We start from the raw sequence: 22,686 nt of genomic DNA, 5'->3' as shown, positions 1-22,686 counted from the left end.
AATGACTGAGCCGACCACGGTCTACACCAACACGTCGCAGCTTATCGCCAGCGAGGAGCCGGATTTTCCGAGCTTCCTGTTCTCCAAAAAAGAACTGCACCGGGCGACCAAGGTGTTCAAGAAGGGCTTCGACGGCCTGCTGACCTACGCGGTCAAGTGCAACCCGTCGCCGCACATCATCCGGCAGCTGCACGAAGAGGGCCTCAAGGCCTTCGACGTCGCCTCCAACATGGAGATGGAGCTGGTGCGCGACCACGCCCCGGGCGCGGCGATGCACTACAACAACCCGATCAAGAACAAGCGCGAGATCGAGCGCGCCTATGAGGAGTTCGGGGTCCGCTCGTTCACCATCGATCACCCGCAGCAGCTCGACCAGCTGGCGGCGGTGGTCTCGCCGTCGCGTGATATCGAGGTGACGACCCGCTTCAAGGCCGGCAAGGCGCTGAAATCCTACGATTTCGGCATCAAGTTCGGCGTGATGCAGGACGGCGCCGCCGAGATCGTCCGGCTCGTCGACCAGATGGGCTACACGCCGTCGCTCTGCTTCCATGTCGGGTCGCAGTGCGAGGACGTCTACGCCTATGAGCGTCACATCGCGGCAGCCGCCAAGATTGCCGAGGAAAGTGGCATCGAGCTGAAGCGCCTCAACATCGGCGGCGGCTATCCGGCCCCCTACCCGACTTCCGAAGCCCCGCCGATGGACTATTATTTCGAGACCATCTCGCAGGCGGTGAAGGACAACTTTGCCGGTTCGAAGCCCGAACTGATCATCGAGCCGGGCCGTGCACTGGTGACCTCGTCGACCTCGCTGCTGCTGCGGGTAAAGCATCAGCGCGGCGGGCAATCGGTTTATCTCAACGACGGCGCTTACGGCTCGCTGATGGAAGTGAAGTTCATGCACTTCACCCCGCCGACCCGGGTGTGGCGTGGTCCGCGCCTGCACGACAATGACGGCGAGTTCTCCGATTTCACCGTGTGGGGCCCGACCTGCGACAGCTACGACGTGCTGCCGCAGATCTTCACCCTGCCCTCGGACGTCGATGAAGATGACTGGATCGAGTTCGGCCTGATGGGTGCCTATACCCAGGCCTCGCTCACCCCGTTCAACGGCTTCTGGCGCCGCGACCAGTACTGGGTGGACGACGTCTACACCGGCAAGGACATGCAGCCGGCCGAGTGATCGCCTCTCACGCCGCTATGCCGCTCCAGCCCAGTGCTGGGGCGGCATTTCTGTCTCTGGAGGAACGACGTGCAGGACCTGCCTCCACTTGCCAATCTCGGCTGCCGGATCATGATTCTGGGCCCGACCAACTCGGGTAAATCGACCTTGGCCGCTGCGATGGCGCGGAAGCTTGATATCCCCGCCATCCACCTCGATCGCCTGCAGCACTTGCCCAATACCAACTGGCAGGTGCGGCCAGAGGAGGAGTTCGCGGCGCTGCACGACCAAGTCATCCTGGAGCGCAGTTGGATCATTGATGGCGGCTATTCGCGGCTGGCGCCACAGCGGGTTCGACGGGCCACAGGCATCGTCGTTATCGATGCAAGTCTGGTCACGCGATATCGACGCTATTTCTACCGCACCCTGTTTCAGAGGTCGCGAGCGGGCGCCCTGGACGGAGAACAGGACTCGCTGAGCTGGATGATGCTCCGCTGGCTATGGAAGTCTCGGAACGCCGCCGCCAAGTACCGGCAGCTGGCCGTGGCCTCCGGCCTGCCGCACGTCTTCGCCGGGAATGCCGAGGAGTTGAACCGGCTCTATGCGCTGTGGAACCTGAAACGAAAGTAGCTCGGTCCGGCCCGTCGCTGCCATCCCGCCGAAGACAGGGGCCCCCGGCCCCTGTTCACCGCTCCCCAACAGGCATATCGTCCCCCTCAGCAACCCAAACGAGGTGGCGAAGATGCCGGGTGGGGTGGTCTTGGCTCTGGTGGTGCTCCTGGGCTTCGTGGCCTGGGGCGCGGTGCTGTTCTGGCGTGGCCGTGTCGTCGATCAGAAGGCCGTGCACGAGGCTCGGCACGAAACACGCGCCGAGCGACGGCGCCTGCATCACAAGGGCTAACTAGCTAGAGCAGCTTCTCGATTGCAGGCGCGAGATCGGTTGGCTCTGTCGCCGAGGCGAAGCGCTGCACGTTCTTGCCGCTGCGATCGACGAGGAACTTGGTGAAGTTCCACGGGATCAGCTGCACACCGAGCAGGCCCGGCGCCTTGCGGCGCAGCCACTGGTAGAGCGGCAGCGCGCCGCGGCCATTGACCATCACCTTGCTGAAGATCGGGAAGGTGACGTTGTAGTTGAGATCGCAGAACGCGGCGATCTCGGCCTCCGTGCCCGGCTCCTGCTCGCCGAACTGGTTGCAGGGGAAGCCAAGAACGACAAGGCCGCGGTCTTTGTAGGTCTCATAGAGCTTTTCGAGCCCGGTATATTGCGGCGTGAAACCGCATTTGCTGGCGACGTTGACCACCAGCACGACCTTGTCGCGATAGGTTGAAAGCTGCTGCTCGGCCCCACCGAGCAACGGGGCGGAAAAGTCATAAAGTGTGGTCAAGGCAATAGCTCCGGTCAGGGCAACATCCCTGCCCTAACTCGATAGCTGCATCATCTGGCGAGGCTTTTCAAGGAACAGGCATGTAACCGTCAGGCCGGCGGGACCTGGCACATGATACCGAGCGGCCGGCCCTCGTTGTCGCCGAAGAACGCCATCCATTCCTCGGTGCCGTCGGCATGCCGATGAATCATGTGTGGCGCCGCCTGGAACACCGCACCACGCGCCTGCAACTCTCGGTGCGCGGCGTGGATGTCGGGCACACGCAAATAGATGACGTAGCTGTCGGCGTCGGCTTTCTCACCGGCGCTCAGCATCAGCCGGGTGCCGCCGCAATCGAAGAAAGCAAGGTTGCCGAAGGTGTAAAGGTGCGGCAGCCGCAGCACATCGCGATACCAGGCCTCAGCCGCCGCAATGTCATGAACCGAGCGAGACAGCTGCCCGATAGTGCCCCAGCGGACGTCGTTGCGCTCCGGAACCTCAGCTGTCATCGACATGTCGTCTCCCCTCTGCCTGTGCCGCCCAAGCGCGCTCGCCTGCGGCACCCCGGCCCATTGCCGCAACGCGCGCCGATCGGCGAAGCCGAGCTTGCTCAGGATGTTGCTGACGTGGAATTTCACCGCGTCGCTGCTGATACCAAGGCGTTTCGAGATGGTGCGGTCGGTACCGCCATGCCGGATGGCATGGGCCACCCGCCATTCGGCGGGCGTCAGGCTATCGGCATAGGGCGGGCGACCACGCGACCTCGTTACGATCATCAGAAGAGGCTAGCGCAACGCGGGGCGAATTTCCCTACCCCTCGGAGCCATCGGGGTTGCGCAGATGCGCATCGATCCGCCGGGTATGGAGCGCGTCCTGCGCCGTCTCGAGCTGCCGCTCCGCCTTGCTGCGGCCGAACTTGATCCGGTTCTCCGCCGCAACCTGCTCCTTGGCAACGCGCGCCTTGGCCTTGCGGGCTTTCGAGAGGGAGAGGATATCGGCCATGGCGGGAGCTCCGAAGCTCAACTGGGGCGCGGCAGCGCAAGATAGACACTGTGGCACCATTCATCACCGAGGAGGAAGGTGTTCTCGGCGGTGCCGGTGACGGTGAAGCCGAGCTTTTGTAACAGGTTCAGCGACGCACTGTTGCGCGGGTCGACATCGGCCTTGATGGCATCGACCGGGTGGGTGGCAAAGGCATAGTCGAGAAAGGCCCGTGCGGCTTCGGTGCCGATCCCCTGCCCCCAGGCGTCGGGATGGAGGATGAAGCCGAACTCCGGCAGGTTCCAGATGCCGATATTGCCGATGACCCGGCCGTCCCGCTCGATCACCCACTCGTCACGATTGGCGAGGCCGCTGAAGAACTGGTCAGCGAACCACTTCTCGGTCACATCAAACGAGGCATGCGGCAGCGTTGCCCAGTAGCGCATGGCCTCGGGCGACGACAGGATCGGATGGAAGGCGTCGAGATCCGCCGGAACCGCCCGGCGCAGAACCAGCCGCGCCGTACGGATTTGCATCAGACCAGCCGGCTCTGCTCCTTTGCCGCTTCGATGAAGCTGGCAAAGAGCGGGTGCGGCTCGAACGGCTTCGATTTCAGCTCCGGGTGGAACTGCACGCCGATGAACCACGGATGATCGGTGCGCTCGACGATCTCGAGCAGCTTGCCGTCCGGCGAGACGCCGGAGAACAAGAGGCCATTGGCCTCGAGCACCTTGCGGTAGTTCATGTTCACTTCGTAGCGGTGGCGATGCCGCTCGGTGATCCGGGTCGAGCCGTAGATGTCGGCGACGCGAGATCCCTTGGCGAGCTGCGCCGGGTAGGAGCCGAGACGCATGGTGCCGCCGAGATCGGTCTCGGAGCTGCGCGTAACCTGCTCGTTACCCTTGGTCCACTCGGTCATGATGCCGACGATCGGTTCCTTGGTCGGGCCGAACTCGGTGGAATTGGCATTTTTGATGCCGGCAGTGTTCCGCGCCGCCTCGATGCACGCCATCTGCATGCCGAAGCAGATGCCGAAATACGGCACGTCCTTCAGGCGCGCGAAGCGGGCCGCCTGGATCTTGCCGGCGGACCCACGCTCGCCGAAGCCGCCCGGCACCAGAATGCCGTGGATGTGCTCGAGATAGGGCGCCGGATCCTCATGCTCGAAGATCTCGGAATCGATCCAGTTGAGGTTGACCTTCACCCGGTTGGCAATGCCGCCATGTACCAGGGCTTCGCTGAGCGATTTGTAGGCGTCCTTGAGGCCGGTATACTTGCCGACGATGGCGATATTGACCTCGCCCTCCGGGTTGTGGAGGCGGGACGACACATCTTCCCAGGCCTTGAGGTCTGGCGCCGGCGCATCTTCGATGCCGAAGGCGGCGAGCACTTCGCGGTCGAGGCCTTCCTTGTGGTAGGCAAGCGGCACGTCGTAGATCGAAGCGACGTCGAGGCCTTGAATCACGGCGCTCTCGCGCACGTTGCAGAACAGCGCCAGCTTCTTGCGCTCGGACTGCGGAATCGGCCGGTCGCAGCGGATCAGCAGAATGTCGGGCGCGATGCCGATCGAACGCAGCGTCGCCACCGAGTGCTGGGTCGGCTTGGTTTTGAGCTCACCGGCCGAGGGAATGAACGGCATCAGCGTCAGGTGGACATAAATGGCGTGGCCGCGCGGCAGGTCGTTGCCGAACTGGCGGATCGCCTCGAAGAACGGCAGGCCCTCGATGTCGCCGACGGTGCCGCCGACTTCGACGAGCACGAAATCGAAGTCTTCGTTGCCCTCGCGGATAAAATCCTTGATGGCGTCGGTGACGTGGGGGATCACCTGCACGGTGGCGCCGAGGTAATCGCCGCGGCGCTCCTTGGCGATGATGTCGGAATAGATGCGGCCGGTGGTGATGTTGTCGCGCTTGTTGGCGTGACGCCCAGTGAAGCGCTCGTAATGGCCAAGATCGAGGTCGGTTTCCGCACCGTCGTCGGTGACGAACACCTCGCCGTGCTGGGTGGGCGACATCGTGCCCGGATCGACGTTGAGATAGGGGTCGAGCTTGCGGAGGCGGACCTTATAGCCACGAGCCTGCAGCACCGCGCCGAGCGCAGCGGATGCAAGGCCTTTGCCCAATGAGGAAACCACGCCACCGGTGATGAAAACGTACCGAGCCATGGGCCTTTATCCTATTCGGTCGAAGTTCTGATTCTCAAGAGCGCCGCCGATCACGAACGGCACCCCACACAAAAAGAAGAAGGGGATGTTGCCATCCCCTTCCCCGGTTCGCTGTCGCGGCGGCCTCAGTTGGCGGGCGCCGCTGGTTGTTCTGTCGTCGCCGGTGCCGCCGGAGTTTCGGTGGCGGGCGCCGTTTCGGTGGGCACTGGCAGGTCGGAACCGGCTGCCGGCGCCTCGGTGGTGGTCGCCGGAGTGGTGGTGGTCGCCGGAGTGGTGGTGGTCGCCGGCGCCGGCGCAGTGGTCGTATCGGTGGGGACCGGCAAATCACCCGAGGTCTGCTGCTGCAGCTGCTCGAGCGCGTCGAGCACGGTCGTCGGCGCCGCTTCACCACCCTGGGTGGCGCGATCGAGGATGGAGCTCGTCCCGCGGTCAACCGAGGAGAGAATCGTCAGGCCGATGGCCGAAGCAAAGAACAGCGCCGCGAGGATCGCCGTGGTGCGGGTCAGAAGGTTCGCCGAGCCGCGGACCGAAATCAGGCCGTTGGCGTTCGAGGAACCCATACCAAGCCCGCCGCCCTCGGACCGCTGCAGCAGGATCACTGCAATCAGCGCGAGCACGATCAGGAGGTAGGCGACGATCAGGACGTTGGCCATTGGACCTTCAGGCTTTCGATATCGGTTTGGCGCGCCTTCTACACGCGCGCCAACACAAATGCCAGCGCCATCCGCCGCCTTTCGCTCGGCGCCGGATGCGTCTTCTAGAGGGCGGAGATAATGGCGTGGAAGTCGTTTGCCAAGAGGCTTGCCCCGCCGACCAACCCGCCATTGACGTTGGCGATGCGCAGAATCTCGCTGGCATTCGATGGCTTCATCGAGCCGCCATAGAGGATGCGTACGGCCGCGCCACGTTCGCCGAAGCGGGATTTCAGCTGCTCGCGGATGGCATTGTGCATCTCGGCGATGTCGGCGGAGGTGGGCGTGCGCCCGGTGCCGATGGCCCACACCGGCTCATAGGCGATGACGATGTCGTGACCCGACCAGTCGTCCGGCACCGAGCCTTCGAGCTGCCCGATAACGACAGCAACGGCGCCGCCGGCATCGCGCTCGGCCTCGGTTTCGCCGACGCAGATGATCGGCACGAGCCCAGAGGCGTGCGCCGCAAGTGCCTTCTGCTGCACCAGCGCATCGGTTTCGCCGTGGTTAGTGCGGCGTTCCGAATGGCCGACGATCACGTATTGCGCCCCGGCATCGGCCAGCATCTGCGCGCTGATATCGCCGGTATGGGCGCCGCTGGCGGCCGAATGGCAGTCCTGTCCACCGGTGACGATGCCGGCGGGAGAGGCCAGGTCGTTGAGCCGCTCGAGCAGCGTGGCAGGCGGACAGAGCACCACCGTGCCCCGCGGTCCGCCGCCATTGGCGAGCAGCGCCGCGAGCTTCTGCACCTCCCCCAGGGAGGCCGTGGTGCCGTTCATCTTCCAGTTGCCCGCGATCAGCGGCGTTATCTCTGCCGTCACCTTGACGCTCCTTCTACTTGCCTATTGCGGGAGTTTCCCATAACCCCCGTCCCGATGTGCCTTGCGGCACAAACTCGACCCTGTCTAGTATCCGCCGCCCGCCGGGGAGGCGGCTGTTGTTGGATTTGTCTCGATGCTCGATAGCTTTCGCCACCTGACCAAGACCTGGTTTGGCAAGATTCTCGGCGCCTTTCTGATTGTCGGCCTGGCGGGGTTCGGTATTTCGAACGTCATTACCGGCTTCGGCACGAACACCGTCGCCACCGTCGCCGGACAGGATATTTCGGTGCGCGACTATCAGCGCGCCTACAATACCCAGATCAATGCCGTCGCCCAGCAGATCGGCCGCGTGCCAACGGTCGAGGAAGCCAACGCCTTCGGCGTGCCGGGTGCGGTGCTCGACCGGCTTGCCGGCGAGGCCGCCGTCAACAAGCTCGGCGAAGACCTCGGTCTCGGCGTCTCCGAGGATCGCCTCGGCAAGATGCTGGCTGAGGACCCGAGCTTTTCGAGCGCACTCGGTGCGTTCGATCGCAGCAACTTCCTGCGCGTGCTGCAGCAGAATGGCTTTACCGAAGCTGAGTATTTCGACCTCCAGACCAAGGCAGCGCGCCGCCAGCAACTGGTGAGCGGCCTGCTCTCCGGTGCGCCGGCGCCCGCTACCGCAACCGACCTGTTGACCCGCTTTTCGGGCGACACCCGCACGGTCGACTACTTCGTGCTGAACGCCCAGGCCCTCCCCCCGGTTGCCGAGCCGACGGAAGAAGAGCTGGCGACCTATCTCAAGGACAACCAGGCCAGCTTCCGCACCAGGGCGACCCGCACGATCGAACTGCTGGCGCTGTCGCCCGAGGCGATCGCCGCCACCAAGACGATCTCGGATGAAGAGATCGCCGCCGAATACGAGCGCACCAAGGACAGCCGGGTGAAGATCGAGCGGCGCACCGTCAAGCAGGTGGTGCTCAACACGCCTGAGCTCGAGAAGGCCTTCACCGACGGCAAGGCTGCCGGCACGCCATTCGCCGACGTGCTCACCGCCAGCGGCGCCACCGCCCAGGATCTGGGCAACCTCAGCAAAGCTGAGATCACCGACAGTAGCCTCGCCGACGCCGCATTCGGGCTGGCGCTGAACGACTACGTCATCATCGAAGGCATCGGCTCGAAGCGCGCCGTCACCGTATCGGCGATCGAGCTGGGCGGCGTGGTCAGCCTCGAGGACGCCAAGGCCGATATCGCCAAACAATTGGCGCTCACTCAGGCCCGCAATGAATATACCGACGTGCTCGACCAGATCGAAGAGTTGCGCGCCGCCTTCAAGCCGCTGCCCGAGATCGCCGAGCGCTTCGGCCTCAAGACCGTGACCATCCCGCTGACCGAATCCGGCACCGAGCTCGCCAACGACCCCGATGTCGGTGCCGACGCCGCGCAGCGCATCGCCACCGCCGTGTTCAAGGCGGAACAGGGCAACCTCGCGCCGACCATCCAGCTGAGCTCGACCCGTAACGTCTGGTTCGATCTCAAGCAGGTCGATGAGGCGCGCGACCAGACGCTCGAAGAGGTCCGCGATGCGGTGATCACTGCGTGGACCAACGCCAAGACCGACGAGGCCGTTGCCGCCGAAGTGACCAAGCTCCTCGAGCAGGTGAAGGCCGGCTCGGCATTTGCCGACGTCGCCGGCAGCATCGGCCAGTTCCCGATCCTCAGCCAGCCGCTGAAGCGCGCCGGCGACGGCACCACCGTGCTCAACCAGACTGTCGCCAACGAGATATTCAACGGCGGCCCGACGCATTTCGGCTCGGCGGTGAACGGCGACGGTGACCACGTGGTGTTCCAGGTGGTCGAAGTGAACCAGGGCACCACCGACCAGACGGCCGAGATCAAGAAGTTCGTCGAAGAGTCGAGCCGTGATGCGCTCTACAACGATCTGCTGACCGGCCTGAAGTCGGAAGCCGGCCTCAGGATCAACGAACAGGTGCTCAATCAGCTTACCGATACCGGCGCCCTGCAATGACCGCTGACGACCAGTACGGCGCCTTCGCGGCCGGATACGAAGCCGGCCGCGCCCAGATCGTCTTCCGGCGCGTCGTCGCCGATCTGGAAACGCCGATCGGCGCCTACCTGAAGCTCGCCGAGGGGCGGAAGAACACCTTCCTGCTCGAGAGCGTGCAGGATGGCGCCACGGTCGGGCGCTATTCGATGATCGGCTTCGATCCGGACATCATCCTCAAGGTCGAGCGGGGCCAGGCGAGCATCAATCGCAATGCCGGCCTGACGCCCGACGCCTTCACGCCGGTCAGCGAGCCGCCGCTCGACGTGCTGCGCGCCCTGGTCGCCGAAAGCCAGGCCGAGGTGCCGCCCGGGCTGCCATCCACTGCCGCGGGTATCTACGGCTATCTCGGCTACGACATGGTGCGCCTGATGGAGGTGCTGCCCGACCGCCACGAGGACCCGCTGGGTTTCCCCGAGGCGATCCTGATGCGGCCGACGGTGCTCGCCGTGTTCGATACGCTGAAGGACGAACTCTATCTCACCGCGCCGGTCTACATCCGCCCGGGCGTGACCGCCAGGCAGGCCTGGGAAGGCGCGCAGAGCCGCATCGACGACGCCGTGGGCCGCATGGGGCGCACCCTGCCCTACACCTCGACGCCGCCCGATATCGACTCCATCGCGGTGAAGTCCAACACCAGCGTCGAGCAGTATGCCCGCATGGTCGAGGACGCCAAGGAGTACATCCGGGCCGGCGACATCTTCCAGGTGGTGTTGAGCCAGCGCTTCGAAGCCGAGTTCACCCTGCCGCCCACCGCGCTCTATCGGGCGCTGCGCCGCACCAACCCTTCGCCCTACATGTATATGCTGGATTTCGGCGATTTCGCCGTGGCGGGGTCGAGCCCGGAAATCCTGGTCAAGGTACAGGACGGCAAAGTCAACATCCGCCCCATCGCCGGCACCCGCAAGCGCGGCGCCACGCCGACGCGCGACAAGGAACTGGCGGACGAGCTGCTGAGCGACCCCAAGGAATTGGCCGAGCACCTGATGCTGCTCGACCTCGGCCGCAACGACGTCGGCCGGGTGGCCAAGATCGGTAGCGTCGAGGTTACCGACAAGTTCTTCCTCGAGTACTACTCGCACGTCATGCACATCGTCTCGAACGTGGTGGGCGACCTCGATCCGAAATACGATTTCGTCGACGCGCTGGCCGCCGGTTTTCCGGCCGGCACCGTCTCGGGAGCGCCGAAAGTGCGGGCGATGGAGATCATCGACGAGCTCGAGAAATCGCGTCGCGGCATCTATGGCGGCTGCGTCGGCTATTTCGGCGCCGATGGCACCATGGACACCTGCATCGTGCTGCGCACCGCGATCGTCTCGAACGGCAAGATCTACGTACAGGCCGGCGCCGGTATCGTCGCCGACAGCAAGGCCGAACTCGAGCAGCTCGAATGCGAGAACAAGGCCCGCGCCCTGTTCAGCGCCGCAGAGGAGGCGCTCCGCTATGCCGGCGAAGCGCGGGTGGGCCAATGAGCACTCTACGATGGCGGAGCTCGGTCGGTAGGTGCCGCCACTACTGAGTCATTCCCGCGAAAGCGGGAACCTCTGTTTACCGGGTCCGAGGCTGGCATCGAAAACGGAGATTCCCGCTTTCGCGGGAAAGACCCGGTGATAGAAGGGCTACAGGGAGCAAGTGGCCGAATGAAACTCCTCGTCATCGATAACTACGACAGCTTTACCTACAACCTCGTTCACTTCCTGGGCGAACTGGGCGGCGAGTCCGAGGTGTGGCGCAACGACAAGATCACGCTCGATCAGGTCGCAGCGATTGCCCCCGAAGCCATCGTGCTGTCGCCGGGCCCGGCGACCCCCGATACGGCTGGCATCTGCCTCAGCCTGATCGAGCGCTTTGCTCCGACGACGCCAATTCTGGGGGTGTGCCTCGGCCACCAGGCACTCGGCCAGGCGATGGGCGGCGAGGTGATCCGTGCGCCGCACCTGATGCACGGCAAGACCTCCAAGATCAATCACAGCGGCAAGGGCCTGTTCCGCGGGCTGAACTCCGGCTTCGAGGCGACGCGCTACCACTCGCTGATCGTCAGGCCGCAGAGCCTGCCGGATGTGCTGGAGGTCACCGCCTCCAGCGATGACGGGCTGATCATGGGCATGCAGCACCGCAATTACCCGAGCCACGGCGTGCAGTTCCACCCTGAGAGCATCGCGTCGGAAAACGGGCACGCGATTCTGCAGAACTTCCTCAATCTCGCCCGCGACTTCAACCTCAGGAAGGCCGCGTGATGGACATCAAGGGAGCTCTCAACAAGATCGCAGCGCGCCAGGATCTGACCGGCGAAGAGATGCGCACCGTGATGACCACGATCATGGACGGCGAAGCGACGCCCAGCCAGATCGGCGCCTTCCTGATGGGCATGCGGGTGAAAGGCGAGACGGTCGGCGAGATCGCCGCCGCGGTCTCCATTCTCCGCGCCAAGATGGTGCCGGTGACGATCGACGCGCCCGACAGCGTCATCGATATCGTCGGCACCGGCGGCGATGGCGCGAAAACCCTCAACATTTCCACCGCGACCTCGATCGTTGCCGCAGCCGCCGGTATCCCGGTGGCCAAGCACGGCAACCGGGCGCTGAGCTCGAACTCCGGCGCCTCCGACGTGCTGCAGGCGCTCGGCATCAAGATCGATATCGGGCCGGACAAGATCAGCCAGTGCATTCGCGACGCCGGCATCGGCTTCATGTTCGCTCCGGCACACCATCCGGCGATGAAGCATGTCGGCCCCGCCCGCATGGAAATGGGCACCCGCACCATGTTCAACCTCCTCGGGCCCCAGTCGAACCCGGCCGGCGCGCGCCGCTACGTCCTGGGTGTCTACGACAAGAAGTGGGTCGAACCGGTCGCGGCGGCGCTGCTCGCCAACCGCGCCATTTCGGCCTGGGTCGTGCATGGCGCCGATGGGCTCGACGAGTTGTCGACCACCGGCCCGAGCTTCGTTGCCTCGATCAAGGGCGGGGACCTGCGCAGCTTCGAGATCACCCCGGAGGACGCCGGCCTGCCGCGCGCCAGCATGGCTGATCTCAAGGGCGCCGACCCGGCCTACAACGCCTCGCGGCTGCGCGGGCTGCTGGATGGGGTGAAAGACCCCTATCGCGATATCGTGCTGCTCAACGCCGCTGCCGCCTTCATCGTCGCCGGCCGGACCGACACCCTGAAGCTGGGCGCCGACCTTGCGGCCCGCGAGATCGATTCCGGCCGCGCCAAAGCTACCCTCGACAAACTCATTTCCGTATCGAACAGCTGACCCATGTCCGACATCCTCTCCCAGATCGAAGTCTATAAACGCGAGGAAATCGCCGCGGCGAAAACCCTCCGCCCCTGGAACGAGGTGGTCGCCGAAGCGCACGACGCGCCTCCGGTACGGCGCTTCCTCTCGGCGCTGAAGAAGAAGCGGGCCGACAACCAGTTCGCGCTGATCGCCGAGGTGAAGAAGGCGAGCCCCTCCAAGGGCCTGATCCGCCCTGACTTCAACCCGGCCGAGATCGCCCGGGCCTATGAACTGGGTGGGGCCTCGTGCCTCTCCGTGCTCACCGACCGCCCCAGCTTCCAGGGCGCGCCGGGCTACCTGATCGAGGCCCGCAACGCCACCAAGCTCCCGGTGCTGCGCAAGGACTTCCTGTTCGAGACCTACCAGGTGGCCGAGAGCCGCGCCTGGGGCGCCGACTGCATCCTGATCATCCTCGCCGCGGTCAACGACGATACGGCGCGCTACCTCCTCGACGCTGCCGAGGAGTGGCGGATGGATGCGCTGGTCGAAGTGCACGACCAGATCGAACTAGACCGGGCGCTAGGGCTGAATGCCGAGTTCATCGGCATCAACAACCGGAACCTCCGCACCTTCGAGACGACGCTCAACACCTCGGTCACGCTTGCCGGCGGCGTGCCGCAGGGCGTGCACCTGGTGTCGGAGAGCGGCGTCAATACCCATGCCGACCTGGTGAAGCTCGAGCATGCCGGCATCGGCACCTTCCTCGTCGGCGAGAGCCTGATGCGCCAGGACGACGTCACCGCCGCAACCATCAAGCTGCTGCACGGCTGATGGCGCTCACCCACCTCAACCAGCGGGGGGAAGCGCATATCGTCGATATCGGCGACAAGGCCGTGACGCACCGCCGGGCGGTGGCGACAGCGCGGCTGGAAGCCAAGCCCGAGACGGTGGCGCTGATCCTCGGCGGCGAGCTGAAGAAGGGCGATGCGCTGGCGGTAGCTCGCATCGCCGGCATCATGGCGGCGAAGAAGACCTCCGAGTTGATCCCGCTCTGCCACCCGATCCCGCTCACCAGCATAACCGTCCAGATCGAAGCTGATGGCCCTGCCCTGCTGGTGACGGCGACGGCAGAGACGACGGCGCAGACCGGCGTCGAGATGGAAGCGATGACGGCGGCTTCGGTCGCCGCGCTGACCCTCTACGACATGGCCAAGTCGCACGACCGCGCCATGCGGGTGACCTCCATCCAGCTCGAAGAGAAGTCGGGCGGCAAGTCGGGTGATTTCCACCGATGATGCCGGTCGACGAAGCCATCGAGCGGGTCTTCCGCAAGCTCCCGAAGCTCGGCAGCGAGGCGGTGCCGCTGGCCCGCGCGCATCGCCGGGTGCTCGCCCAGCCACTGGTGGCGCGGCACAGCCAGCCGCCGTTCGACGCCAGCGCCATGGACGGCTACGCCGTGCGCGCCGCCGAGGTGCTTCCCGGTCGGCCGTTGAAGCTGGCCGGCACCTCGCAGGCCGGCGCCCGCTTCGTCGGCATGATGGAGCACGGCCAGTGCGTTCGCATCTTCACCGGCGCGCCGCTGCCGATCGGCGCCGATGCAGTGATCATGCAGGAAGAAGCCACGGCCAAGGGCAACCAGATCAGCTTCGAAAAGACCCCGCCGGTCGGCCAGAGCGTCCGCAAGCAGGGCTTTGACTTCAAGCGCGGCGCCGAGCTGCTGCCGGCTGGCGTGGCGCTGACCCCCGCGATGCTGAACCTCGCCGCTTCAGCCAACCACCCGACCCTCACTGTCACGCGCCGCCCCCGGATCGCCGTGCTGGCGACCGGCGACGAACTGGTGGCGCCGGGCACGACGCTCGGGCCGGACCAGATCATCGCCTCGAACAGCTATGGGCTGATCCCGCTGCTGGCGCCCTGGGCCGAGCAGGTGAACGACCTCGGCATCGTCGCCGACGACAAGGATAAGCTCGAGGCAGCTCTGCTCGGCGCCTTCGACCAGGGCGTCGACATGCTGGTCACCACTGGCGGCGCCAGCGTCGGTGAGCGCGATTACGTCCAGGAAGTGCTGCGCGACCTCGGCGTCGAGGTGGATTTCTGGAAGTTGCGGATGCGGCCAGGCAAGCCGTTGATGTTCGGTACCCGCGGCAAGACGCTGGTGTTCGGCCTGCCGGGCAACCCGGTCTCGGCGCTGGTGACGGCCACAGTGATCCTGAAGCCGGCGCTCAGGGCGCTCACCGGCCACATCGATCCGTTCTGGCCCCGCATTGGCGTCCCCACCCTGCTCGGCCTGCCGCCGAACGGGCCGCGCCGGCACTTCATGCGGGCGACGCTCAGCCGCAACGATATCGGCTTCCTGCAGGTCGAGCCGATCTTCGAGACCGACTCGAGCCACTCGACCTCGCTGGCGCTGGCCGACGCCCTGATCGTCGTGCCGGAGGATTCGCCAGGCGTGCCGCCGGGCGAGATCGTCGACGTGATCCCCCTGAGCTGGGGCTGACCTGGAGCTTGACCTTCCCATCATGGGAAGGTGTACCCGCCTCCTGCTGAGCAAGGAGGCATTGCATGAACATCGGACAGGCCGCGAAGGCCACCGGCATCTCCACCAAGATGATCCGCTACTACGAATCGATCGGGCTGGTCGCTGCCCCGCACAGGACCGAGTCCGGCTACCGGGTCTATCTCGACGACGATCTGCATGCGCTGCGCTTCATCAATCGCGCCCGTGACCTCGGCTTCTCGGTCGAACAGATGCGCGACCTGCTGACGCTGTGGCGCGACCGCGACCGGGCCAGCGCCGACGTCAAGGCGATCGCCCGCGCGCATATCGCGGTCCTGGCCGAGAAGGCCCGCGCCCTCGCCGCGATGAGCGAGACGCTGCAGCACCTGGCTGAAACCTGTCACGGCGACGATCGGCCGAGCTGCCCGATCATCGAAAAGATCGCCGCCGCCGTGCCGCCTTCGGGCCGCCCGGCAAACCGCCCCCGCTTCGGCATCGCTCAGTTGCACTGAGGCTTGACCCTCCAAACATTGGAACCCTTAGGCACCTCGATCGATGCCGCGCGACTCCCCGCGCCGGACCAGTCGAAAGGACCTTTACAATGCAACCCGATCCACGGCGATGGTGGGGCCTGGCGCTGCTCAGCGCCGCCCAGTTCATCGTCATTCTCGATACCTCGATCGTCGGCGTCGCCCTGCCGGCGATCCAGACCCAGCTCGGCTTCTCGCCCGAGAACCTCAGCTGGATTTTCAATGCCTATGTCGTCGCCTTTGGTGGCCTGCTGCTGCTCGGCGGCAAGCTGAGCGACGTGTTCGGAGCGCGCCGCATGTTCGCGCTCGGCTTCGTCATTTTGACGGCGGCCTCGATCCTCGCCGGTGTTGCAAGCTCTCAGGCGGTGCTCATCGCGGGCCGCGCCATCCAGGGTGTTGGCGCAGCGTTGATTGCGCCGTCGGCGCTGGTGCTGCTGATGCAGCTGTTCGCGCATGATGGCCGTGAGCTCGGCAAGGCCTTCGGCGTCTGGGGGGCCGCCGCTGCAGCGGGTGGCACGGCTGGGGTGTTCCTCGGCGGCGTCATCACCGAGTGGTTGAGCTGGCCGTGGACCTTCCTCGTCAACGTGCCGCTCGGCGCGCTGGTGCTGTTGCTGACCCCCGCCCTGCTGCCGCGGGTACATGGCGGCATCGGCCGGATCGATTGGCTCGGCGCCATCACCATCACCGGCTCTCTCTCGCTCGCAGTGTACGCCATCATCACCACCGAGCCCGGAAACTGGTCATCGCCCACGACGCTGACCCTGCTGGGCGTTGCGGCGCTGCTGTTCTTCGGGTTCATCGTGCTGCAGGCCATGGGCCGGCAGCCATTGCTGCCGCTCTCGATCTTTGCGACACCCAACCTCGCGGCCGCCAACCTGCTGATGGCGCTGCTCGGCGCGGCGTGGATTCCGCTGTGGTTCTACCTCAACCTCTATCTGCAGCAGGTGCTGGGGCTCTCGGCGCTCTATAGCGGCCTGGCGCTGGTGCCGATGACCATCACCATCATGGTGCTGATGGTGTGGCTGTCGGGCCGGCTGGTCGGCCGCTTTGGCATCAAGGCCAACCTCGTCGCCGGCCTCCTCGCCATGGCGGTCGCGCTGTTCCTGTTTACCCGTGTGCCGGCCGACGGCAACTTCTGGGTCGACGTGCTGCCGGCTTCGCTGCTCGCCGCGCTTGGCATGGCGCTGGCCTATATCCCGGCGACGATGGCAGGGATGTCCGGGGCGCGTCCCGAGCAGACCGGGCTCGCTTCGGGCCTGATCAGCACCACCTACCAGGTCGGCTCGGCCATCGGCCTCGCTGCCATGGTGGCGGTGGCGGCGGGAAGCGACTCGGACCTGCTGGCCGGCTTCCAGGCGGCGTTCTTCGGCGCGATGATCGTCGCGGCGATCGCCGCACTGGCCGCGCTACTGCTCATCGCCAGCCCTGCGAGGCAGGCCGTGGCCGCCGAGTGATCTTCCCGAGGCCCGGCGCCAGGCGCCGGGCCTCAATCCGTCGTGATTTCCCAGCTGTCATCCGGGTTGAAGCTGCTGATGGTCTTCACCGCCATCTCGGTTTCCGCACCGAGATCGGCCTCGTAGACGATACCGTCCTTGCTGACGACAAAAGTCTTCACCCCGGTCTCGGCATAGGCCACCGGCCAGGCGACCAGTGCGAAGCCGGCGATCATGTTGTCGTTGATGACATAGTCGTATTTGCCGCCGACCACCTTGTCGCCCTGCCCGCTCAGGATGCGGAAGCGATAGCCGTAGTAGCCCTGATCGTTCCTTGCCTTCTCGAACTGCGCCTTGGCCTCGTCGAGGCGGCCTTCATCCGGAATGGCAGCGGCCGGGCTCTCGCCGTCGCCCTGGTCCGCGGGCCAATAGAGCCCGTCGGTCGTGCCAGGCGTGCTGATCAGCTTCTGCGCATATTCCTGCACCCCGTCGCCGTCGCGATCGTCGGCAAAATAGTCCTGCTGTGCCTCGACATAGGCACGTACCGTGGCGAGCGCCTCGATCTCGTTCTCGCCGACGCGGCGGTTCACGATTTCTTCGATGCCGGCGATGGTGTCGAAGGCCCATTTGCCGTTATCGCCTTTGACGATCGGGAACGGCACCGGCCAGAGTTGCTTGCCCAGTTCGATGAACTGCTGGTCGCCTCTGTCGTCGACGAGCAGTTGGGTGGCCGCCCCCTCGCGCATCTGGGCGAAACTATCCGCGGCGCCGTCGGCACCCTTCAGCTTCGCGGCATCCAGGCCGAGCAGCCTGGCGAGGGCATCGAGGTCGTTGCTGGCCAAGGCAGCCTTGAAGGCATCGACGGCGCTGGCCGCCTGGTCGAACAACGGTGGATCGTCGGCCGCGACGAAGTCGGTGAGGCTCGATTGCTGCTGGGCCTGGGCGGGTGCCATCGCCAGGGTCAGGGCGACGAAGGACGTCGTTAGCAGATGAGGGGTACGCATGTTCTGATCCTCTGTTGCGGGATTACCGGTGTCGTCCGCCGCCGCCGCGGTGACCGCCGCCACCGCCGGCGTGTCGACCGCCACCTCCCCCGCGGCTCACTGACTTGTGCGGCCGCCCGCTGCCGCCCATCGACTTGTGCCCGCGGCTCGACTGCACCTTGGCATGCTTGCCGCTCTTCACCTCGCCGAGCGCCGACGGCTTCTTGCTGCGATGGTCGGAGCGCGCCGCGGCCTTTGGTTTGCTCGCGTGGTGCTTGGTCGCCGCGGCCTTGGTGCCGGGCTTGACTGAAGCGGTGCGGGCCGCATCGCCGCCGGGACGACGATCGCCAGTCGCGGCCGGGCGCTGTTTGCCGCCATTGCCGCCGATATTGGCCTGATGGTGGTCAGCGCGGACGTCCCGGGCTTTGGCCGCTGCCTGCGCTTTGCTGTGGTCACCACGTTTGATGTCCGCTGCCTTGGTGCGGATGTTGTTGTGGTCGTTGGCCTTGATGCTGTTGCGGATATTGTCGTGGTTGCCGCCGATGAATTGGTCGCGGTCGAAGCTCACCTTGCTGCGGTCGACATTGCGCCAGTCGACATCGCCGATCCGTACCTTGCCGTTGATATTGTTGAAGCAATCGCGGCAGTTGATGTCGATGTCGTCGCCGATGTCGCCACCCCACACGCCCCAATGATCCCAATCCATCGCGGCGCCCCACACCGCCCCGGTGACGAAGCCGGCGAAATAGGTCGCGGCCGGGTCGTAATAATAGGGATATGGCTCGGGGTAGTAGCTCACCGGCACGGGATCGTAGTCCGGCTCGTACAGCATCTCCGGCGGGTATTGCGGGATGTAGACCTTGTCCGGGCTCGCTGACTGGATGACGACATTCTCACCCTCGTGCGTGACGGTCAGCCTGTCGTCGGTCTTGATGACGTTCTCAGCGACCGCCTCGTCGCGCAGCTGCTGGATGGCGAGCAGCACATCCTTCTGCTGATAAGCCAGCGCCGTGCCGAGATCCTGGGTCCATTCGAGGTCGTCGCTCATCATCTTGACGATCTCGGGGTAGTTGAGCAGCGAGATGACGCTGCCGTCCCAACTGTCCTTGGGCTGTTCGTCCGGCTTGCTCTTCGCCTCCTCGAGGTAGCGCTCGGCTTCGACGATCTGCAGCGGATAGAGCGACGCCGACGAGATCAGCGCCACCAGGTCATCCGGATAGAGCGCGATACGCGCCACCAGCACCTCGAGCTCGTCCTCGCTCAACGCGCTGGGCGCGGCATCGGGGCTGACGGTGTCGGTGGTCGCAGCAGCAACATCCTGAGCCCAGGCCGGCGTCGTAGCGAAATCGAGCGACGTCACCGGCAGGGCAAAGGTGGCGAGAGCGCAGAAGGCAGTGCGGAACGAGAGCATGGCAGGTCCTCACGGGGTCGCTTGGGACGAGCATCCGCAGCTGCGGACGGTGAGGACGAGGCCGAACTCTAGGCGGCGCGCTGCAAGCTCGGCTTAACGCCGGAGGTTGGTTTTGCCGCTGATTGATGTCGAACTGGAGCTAGTGCCCAGTCTTCTGCTCGAGCACCGACTTGAGGATGATGGTCAGCACGGCCAGCAGCGCCAGCGTCGAGGCGGCGGCAAAAGCGCCGGTGACGTTGAAATCGTTGAACAAGAGCTCGATCTGCAGCGGCAACGTGTTGGTCTGGCCGCGGATGGCGCCCGAAACCACCGACACCGCGCCGAACTCGCCGATCACCCGGGCGTTGCACAGCACCGCGCCATAGAGCAGCGCCCAGCGGATATTAGGCAAGGTCACGTGCCAGAAGATCTGCCGGCCATTGGCGCCGAGCGACAGCGCCGCCTCCTCGTCCTCGCCGCCCTGCTGCTGCATCAGCGGGATCAACTCACGCGCCACGAACGGCGAGGTGACGAACAGCGAGACGAGGAAGATCGCCCACACGGTGAACATCAGTTTGATGTCGAACTGTGCGAGCAACGGGCCGAGCAGCCCCTGCCCGCCATAGAGGAACAGGTAGATCACCCCAGCCACGATCGGGCTCACCGAGAACGGGATCTCGATGAAGGTGATCAGCAGCCGCTTGCCGCGGAATTCGTAGCGCGTCACCAGCCAGGCGGCGGCGATGCCGAACCCCACATTGATCGGCACCACGACGATCGCCGCCAGCACGGTGAGAAAGATCGCGTGCAGGGTTTCGGGCTCGACGATGTTGGCGACGTAGACGCCGACGCCTTCGCGAAACCCGGTGACGACGATCAGCAGCAGCGGCACCAGCAGCACCGCGCCGGCCATCAGGTAGGCAAGCCCGATCAACCCCCACGCCACCGCGGACTGCGGGCGGCGCGGATCGGCCGGGAGCGACGCGTCAGCGGGATTTATCTGCATAGCGGAGCTGCCAGGCCTGAAGCAGGTTGGTGAGGAAGAGCGTGACGAACGCCGTCGCCAGCAGCACGGTCGCGAGCGCCGCGGCGGCGGGATAATTGTGCTCGTCGAGCCGGATGAAGACCAGCAGCGAGACGATCTCGGTCATCCCCGGCAGGTTCCCGGCGATGAACACCACGGCGCCGAACTCGCCGATGGCGCGGGCGAAGCAGAGCACCACGCCGGTGGTGAACGCCGGCAGGATCAGCGGCAGGATCACGCGCGAAAACACCTGGAACGGCGTTGCCCCGAGCAGCCGCGCCGCTTCCTGCACGTCCTCAGGAATGTCCTCCAGCACCGGCTGCACCGTGCGCACCACGAAGGGCAGCGAGGTGAAGGCCATGGCAACGATGATGCCGAGCTGCGCGTGAGTGACGGTAATCCCCAGCGGCACGAGGACCTGCCCATACCAGCCGGCCGGACCGAACAACGTCACCAGCGCAAGGCCCGCGACGGCGGTGGGCAATGCGAATGGCAGGTCGACCAGCCCGTCGATGATGCGCTTGCCGGGGAACTCATAGCGCACCAGCACCCAGGCCAGCAGCAGGCCGAAAAAGCCGTTGAACACCGCCGCCGCGGCGGCGGAGGAGAAGGTGATCCAGTAGGCCGAAATAGCGCGCGGCGACGAGACGATGCGCCAGAACTCCGGCCAGCCGAGGCTGAAGGTCTTGAGCAGCATCGCCGCCAGAGGCAGCGCCACGATCAGGACGAGATAGAGCGCCGTGATGCCGAAGGTCAGCCCGAAGCCCGGCAGCAGATGCCTGCGACCGGGCTTTCGCGCCTTGGGCAGGCGCGTTCCGAAGGCAACGGCGCGGGGGCCCTCCCGCGCCGTATCGAGGCTGGTCAATGCCCGGCCCTACTGGTTGACGAATACCTTGTCGAGCAGGCCGCCTTCAGCGAAGTGGTCGGCCTTGATCTTGTCCCAGCCGCCGAACACGTCCTCGACCGTCACGAGGCGCACCTCGGGGAACTGCCCCTTGTACTTCTCGGCCGCCGCCGCTTCGTGCACGCGGTGGAACAGCGAGCCGGCGATATCCTGCCCCTCGGGCGAGTAGAGGTAGTTGAGGTAAGCGGTGGCGATCTCGCGGGTGCCGCGCTTGTCGACCACCTTGTCGACCACAGCGATCGGGAACTCGGCCAAGAGGCTGACTGACGGGATCACCGCGTCATACTGGTCGTCGCCGAGCTGCTTTATGGTGCCGAGCACTTCGGCCTCGAAGGTGATCAGCACGTCGCCGATTTTGTTCTCGACAAAGGTGGTGGTGGCGGCGCGGCCGCCGGTCTCGAACACCGGAACGTTCGAGAACACCTTCTTGAGGTACTCTTCGATCTTGGCTTCATCGCCGGCAAACGCCTCGGTCGCCCAGGCGCGGGCGGCGAGATAGGTATAGCGGCCATTGCCCGAGGTCTTGGGGTTCGGGAAGATGATCTTGACGTCGTCGCGAGCGAGATCGGCCCAGTCCTTGATCGCCTTGGGGTTACCCTCACGCACGAGGAACGCCGGCAGCGAGTAGAACGGCGAAGCGTTGTTGGCGAACTTCGACTTCCAGTCCGCAGTGACGAACTCGCCTTTGGCGAGCGTGTCGACGTCGATCACCTGGTTGAAGGTAACCACATCGGCTTCCAGCCCCTCGAGGATCAGGCCGGCCTGCTTGGACGAGCCGGCATGCGACTGGTTGACCTTCACGTCGGCGTTGGCCGAGGCCTTGTAGGACGGGACGAACTTGGCGTTCACCGCATCGAACAGCTCGCGCGAAATGTCATAGGAGACGTTGAGGATCTCGGTGGTCTGCGCCAGCACCGGCGCGGTCCCCAGCAGAATGGCGGCAACGGCCGTAGTGAAAAGCTTGTTCATTATGCCCCAGCAGAAAAATCGGAATGAACCGAGGATTCGGTGAGGCGAGAAACACGAGAATGCCGGTTCGCGTCAAAGCCTAGTGCATTGATCCGGAGGACTTATTCCCCGCGCGCGAGGCAAAGAGCAACGCGTTGCGCAGGACCGATGCCTGGCGCAACGTCATTTCCAGCGGCTCGACCGGTCAACGGCCGATGGCGCGGAACTGTTTGGGCTCGATGCCGAGGGTGCGCAGGTCGCGGGCGGTCGGAATGCGGCCTGCCTGGGTCGCGGCAGCGGCTGCATTGGCAGCGCCAAAGATGCTGAAGACGTCACGGAGAAGGTTCGGCTTGCGGGTCATCTGGAGGTCCTTTCGTCCTCCCATACATGGGAAGGCTTGCCTGCCTCCGGCAGTGGGCCGGAAGGCAAGCAAGCCATGCATGTGTTGCAGGCGTCATCAGTGCGAGTTCACCGTCCGCGCGATGATCCTCCCCCGCGTGGCGGGGGCGGGGGGACCAGCGAAGCTGGTGGAGGG

25 protein-coding genes are annotated in these 22,686 nt (G+C 65.3%); 12 read left to right on the top strand and 13 right to left on the bottom strand.

The window, feature by feature from the left end; all coding sequences use genetic code 11:
* Position 1: 1 nt before the first annotated feature.
* The 3 genes from VW23_RS19890 to VW23_RS29090 all read left to right on the top strand — a co-directional run bounded on the left by VW23_RS19890 (position 2) and on the right by VW23_RS29090 (position 2,060).
* The gene (locus VW23_RS19890; protein ID WP_069911274.1) at positions 2–1,180 is read left to right on the top strand and encodes a type III PLP-dependent enzyme domain-containing protein; all 1,179 of its coding nucleotides are present in this window, start codon (positions 2–4) and stop codon (positions 1,178–1,180) included.
* Positions 1,181–1,249: 69 nt separating this feature from the next.
* Positions 1,250–1,789, top strand: coding sequence for an isopentenyl transferase family protein (locus tag VW23_RS19885; protein ID WP_244513668.1), 540 nt, complete (start codon positions 1,250–1,252; stop codon positions 1,787–1,789).
* A gap of 124 nt (positions 1,790–1,913) precedes the next feature.
* Positions 1,914–2,060, top strand: coding sequence for a hypothetical protein (locus VW23_RS29090; RefSeq protein WP_176730447.1), 147 nt, complete (start codon positions 1,914–1,916; stop codon positions 2,058–2,060).
* Positions 2,061–2,064: 4 nt separating this feature from the next.
* Here the strand turns inward: VW23_RS29090 and VW23_RS19880 are convergent, their stop codons facing one another.
* The 7 genes from VW23_RS19880 to tpiA all read right to left on the bottom strand — a co-directional run bounded on the left by VW23_RS19880 (position 2,065) and on the right by tpiA (position 7,181).
* On the bottom strand, positions 2,065–2,544 hold the full coding sequence (locus VW23_RS19880) for a glutathione peroxidase (protein WP_069911273.1): 480 nt from the start codon (positions 2,542–2,544) through the stop codon (positions 2,065–2,067).
* Between the two features lie 89 nt (positions 2,545–2,633).
* Positions 2,634–3,299 (bottom strand): LuxR C-terminal-related transcriptional regulator, encoded by a 666-nt coding sequence (locus VW23_RS28345; RefSeq protein ID WP_084646332.1) that lies wholly within the window; start codon positions 3,297–3,299, stop codon positions 2,634–2,636.
* Between the two features lie 34 nt (positions 3,300–3,333).
* Positions 3,334–3,525 (bottom strand): DUF4169 family protein, encoded by a 192-nt coding sequence (locus VW23_RS19870; protein WP_069911272.1) that lies wholly within the window; start codon positions 3,523–3,525, stop codon positions 3,334–3,336.
* Between the two features lie 17 nt (positions 3,526–3,542).
* On the bottom strand, positions 3,543–4,040 hold the full coding sequence (locus VW23_RS19865; RefSeq protein WP_069911271.1) for a GNAT family N-acetyltransferase: 498 nt from the start codon (positions 4,038–4,040) through the stop codon (positions 3,543–3,545).
* On the bottom strand, positions 4,040–5,668 hold the full coding sequence (locus VW23_RS19860; RefSeq protein WP_069911270.1) for a CTP synthase: 1,629 nt from the start codon (positions 5,666–5,668) through the stop codon (positions 4,040–4,042). Before VW23_RS19860 ends, VW23_RS19865 begins: the two co-directional genes overlap by 1 nt.
* Positions 5,669–5,793: 125 nt before the next feature.
* Positions 5,794–6,321, bottom strand: coding sequence for a preprotein translocase subunit SecG (gene secG, locus VW23_RS19855; protein WP_069911269.1), 528 nt, complete (start codon positions 6,319–6,321; stop codon positions 5,794–5,796).
* A 104-nt stretch (positions 6,322–6,425) separates the two neighbouring features.
* Positions 6,426–7,181 carry a triose-phosphate isomerase gene (gene tpiA, locus VW23_RS19850; protein WP_084646331.1) on the bottom strand — a complete coding sequence of 252 codons (756 nt, stop codon included), beginning with the start codon at positions 7,179–7,181 and terminating at the stop codon, positions 6,426–6,428.
* A 133-nt stretch (positions 7,182–7,314) separates the two neighbouring features.
* Here tpiA and VW23_RS19845 point away from each other — a divergent pair, with 133 nt between their 5' ends.
* The 9 genes from VW23_RS19845 to VW23_RS19805 all read left to right on the top strand — a co-directional run bounded on the left by VW23_RS19845 (position 7,315) and on the right by VW23_RS19805 (position 16,923).
* Positions 7,315–9,189: a peptidylprolyl isomerase gene (locus VW23_RS19845; protein ID WP_069911268.1), complete on the top strand. Its 1,875-nt coding sequence runs from the start codon at positions 7,315–7,317 to the stop codon at positions 9,187–9,189.
* The gene (trpE, locus tag VW23_RS19840) at positions 9,186–10,697 is read left to right on the top strand and encodes an anthranilate synthase component I (RefSeq protein ID WP_069911267.1); all 1,512 of its coding nucleotides are present in this window, start codon (positions 9,186–9,188) and stop codon (positions 10,695–10,697) included. The genes VW23_RS19845 and trpE overlap by 4 nt, the downstream gene beginning before the upstream one ends.
* 168 nt (positions 10,698–10,865) lie before the next feature.
* The gene (locus tag VW23_RS19835; RefSeq protein ID WP_069911266.1) at positions 10,866–11,462 is read left to right on the top strand and encodes an anthranilate synthase component II; all 597 of its coding nucleotides are present in this window, start codon (positions 10,866–10,868) and stop codon (positions 11,460–11,462) included.
* Positions 11,459–12,478: an anthranilate phosphoribosyltransferase gene (gene trpD / locus VW23_RS19830; RefSeq protein WP_069911265.1), complete on the top strand. Its 1,020-nt coding sequence runs from the start codon at positions 11,459–11,461 to the stop codon at positions 12,476–12,478. Before VW23_RS19835 ends, trpD begins: the two co-directional genes overlap by 4 nt.
* 3 nt (positions 12,479–12,481) lie before the next feature.
* Complete coding sequence (trpC, locus tag VW23_RS19825) at positions 12,482–13,273, top strand: indole-3-glycerol phosphate synthase TrpC (protein ID WP_069911264.1); 792 nt, start codon at positions 12,482–12,484, stop codon at positions 13,271–13,273.
* Complete coding sequence (moaC, locus tag VW23_RS19820; RefSeq protein WP_069911263.1) at positions 13,273–13,737, top strand: cyclic pyranopterin monophosphate synthase MoaC; 465 nt, start codon at positions 13,273–13,275, stop codon at positions 13,735–13,737. Before trpC ends, moaC begins: the two co-directional genes overlap by 1 nt.
* Entirely contained in the window at positions 13,734–14,939 is a 1,206-nt protein-coding gene (locus VW23_RS19815) for a molybdopterin molybdotransferase MoeA (protein WP_069911262.1), read from the top strand. The genes moaC and VW23_RS19815 overlap by 4 nt, the downstream gene beginning before the upstream one ends.
* 65 nt (positions 14,940–15,004) lie before the next feature.
* The gene (gene cueR, locus VW23_RS19810) at positions 15,005–15,451 is read left to right on the top strand and encodes a Cu(I)-responsive transcriptional regulator (RefSeq protein ID WP_069911261.1); all 447 of its coding nucleotides are present in this window, start codon (positions 15,005–15,007) and stop codon (positions 15,449–15,451) included.
* Positions 15,452–15,540: 89 nt separating this feature from the next.
* A complete protein-coding gene (locus tag VW23_RS19805; RefSeq protein ID WP_069911260.1) occupies positions 15,541–16,923 on the top strand; it encodes an MFS transporter in 1,383 nt (460 codons plus the stop codon).
* Between the two features lie 32 nt (positions 16,924–16,955).
* On the opposite strand, the gene VW23_RS19800 is transcribed toward VW23_RS19805, so the two are convergent.
* From VW23_RS19800 to VW23_RS29085, 6 genes are all read right to left on the bottom strand, one after another.
* Entirely contained in the window at positions 16,956–17,906 is a 951-nt protein-coding gene (locus tag VW23_RS19800) for a DUF2950 family protein (protein WP_069911372.1), read from the bottom strand.
* Between the two features lie 22 nt (positions 17,907–17,928).
* Positions 17,929–19,296, bottom strand: coding sequence for a DUF3300 domain-containing protein (locus VW23_RS19795; RefSeq protein WP_069911259.1), 1,368 nt, complete (start codon positions 19,294–19,296; stop codon positions 17,929–17,931).
* Positions 19,297–19,435: 139 nt separating this feature from the next.
* The gene (gene cysW / locus VW23_RS19790; RefSeq protein WP_069911258.1) at positions 19,436–20,281 is read right to left on the bottom strand and encodes a sulfate ABC transporter permease subunit CysW; all 846 of its coding nucleotides are present in this window, start codon (positions 20,279–20,281) and stop codon (positions 19,436–19,438) included.
* Positions 20,262–21,107, bottom strand: a complete 846-nt coding sequence (gene cysT / locus VW23_RS19785; RefSeq protein WP_425285224.1) for a sulfate ABC transporter permease subunit CysT — start codon at positions 21,105–21,107, stop codon at positions 20,262–20,264. Before cysT ends, cysW begins: the two co-directional genes overlap by 20 nt.
* Positions 21,108–21,173: 66 nt before the next feature.
* Complete coding sequence (cysP, locus tag VW23_RS19780) at positions 21,174–22,172, bottom strand: thiosulfate ABC transporter substrate-binding protein CysP (protein ID WP_069911257.1); 999 nt, start codon at positions 22,170–22,172, stop codon at positions 21,174–21,176.
* 184 nt (positions 22,173–22,356) lie between these two features.
* Positions 22,357–22,512 carry a hypothetical protein gene (locus VW23_RS29085; protein WP_176730446.1) on the bottom strand — a complete coding sequence of 52 codons (156 nt, stop codon included), beginning with the start codon at positions 22,510–22,512 and terminating at the stop codon, positions 22,357–22,359.
* Positions 22,513–22,686: the final 174 nt, after the last annotated feature.

It is taken from the genome of Devosia insulae DS-56 (assembly GCF_000970465.2).
Classification (GTDB): Bacteria; Pseudomonadota; Alphaproteobacteria; order Rhizobiales; family Devosiaceae; genus Devosia_A; species Devosia_A insulae.
Note: the sequence above shows the minus strand (reverse complement) of the source record. Positions and strands in the feature narration are given on the sequence as shown.

What these genes read in the sequence shown, in the direction of transcription:
- trpE (WP_069911267.1), top strand. Translation starts at nt 9,186, where the DNA reads ATGACCGCTGACGACCAGTACGGCGCCTTCGCGGCCGGATACGAAGCC.
- VW23_RS19835 (WP_069911266.1), top strand. Translation starts at nt 10,866, where the DNA reads ATGAAACTCCTCGTCATCGATAACTACGACAGCTTTACCTACAACCTC.
- VW23_RS19800 (WP_069911372.1), bottom strand. Translation starts at nt 17,906, where the DNA reads ATGCGTACCCCTCATCTGCTAACGACGTCCTTCGTCGCCCTGACCCTG.
- VW23_RS19815 (WP_069911262.1), top strand. Translation starts at nt 13,734, where the DNA reads ATGATGCCGGTCGACGAAGCCATCGAGCGGGTCTTCCGCAAGCTCCCG.
- VW23_RS19890 (WP_069911274.1), top strand. Translation starts at nt 2, where the DNA reads ATGACTGAGCCGACCACGGTCTACACCAACACGTCGCAGCTTATCGCC.
- VW23_RS19845 (WP_069911268.1), top strand. Translation starts at nt 7,315, where the DNA reads ATGCTCGATAGCTTTCGCCACCTGACCAAGACCTGGTTTGGCAAGATT.
- secG (WP_069911269.1), bottom strand. Translation starts at nt 6,321, where the DNA reads ATGGCCAACGTCCTGATCGTCGCCTACCTCCTGATCGTGCTCGCGCTG.
- VW23_RS29085 (WP_176730446.1), bottom strand. Translation starts at nt 22,512, where the DNA reads ATGACCCGCAAGCCGAACCTTCTCCGTGACGTCTTCAGCATCTTTGGC.
- moaC (WP_069911263.1), top strand. Translation starts at nt 13,273, where the DNA reads ATGGCGCTCACCCACCTCAACCAGCGGGGGGAAGCGCATATCGTCGAT.
- VW23_RS19865 (WP_069911271.1), bottom strand. Translation starts at nt 4,040, where the DNA reads ATGCAAATCCGTACGGCGCGGCTGGTTCTGCGCCGGGCGGTTCCGGCG.
- VW23_RS19870 (WP_069911272.1), bottom strand. Translation starts at nt 3,525, where the DNA reads ATGGCCGATATCCTCTCCCTCTCGAAAGCCCGCAAGGCCAAGGCGCGC.
- cysP (WP_069911257.1), bottom strand. Translation starts at nt 22,172, where the DNA reads ATGAACAAGCTTTTCACTACGGCCGTTGCCGCCATTCTGCTGGGGACC.
- cueR (WP_069911261.1), top strand. Translation starts at nt 15,005, where the DNA reads ATGAACATCGGACAGGCCGCGAAGGCCACCGGCATCTCCACCAAGATG.
- VW23_RS19860 (WP_069911270.1), bottom strand. Translation starts at nt 5,668, where the DNA reads ATGGCTCGGTACGTTTTCATCACCGGTGGCGTGGTTTCCTCATTGGGC.
- VW23_RS19795 (WP_069911259.1), bottom strand. Translation starts at nt 19,296, where the DNA reads ATGCTCTCGTTCCGCACTGCCTTCTGCGCTCTCGCCACCTTTGCCCTG.
- VW23_RS28345 (WP_084646332.1), bottom strand. Translation starts at nt 3,299, where the DNA reads ATGATCGTAACGAGGTCGCGTGGTCGCCCGCCCTATGCCGATAGCCTG.
- VW23_RS19805 (WP_069911260.1), top strand. Translation starts at nt 15,541, where the DNA reads ATGCAACCCGATCCACGGCGATGGTGGGGCCTGGCGCTGCTCAGCGCC.
- trpC (WP_069911264.1), top strand. Translation starts at nt 12,482, where the DNA reads ATGTCCGACATCCTCTCCCAGATCGAAGTCTATAAACGCGAGGAAATC.
- cysW (WP_069911258.1), bottom strand. Translation starts at nt 20,281, where the DNA reads ATGCAGATAAATCCCGCTGACGCGTCGCTCCCGGCCGATCCGCGCCGC.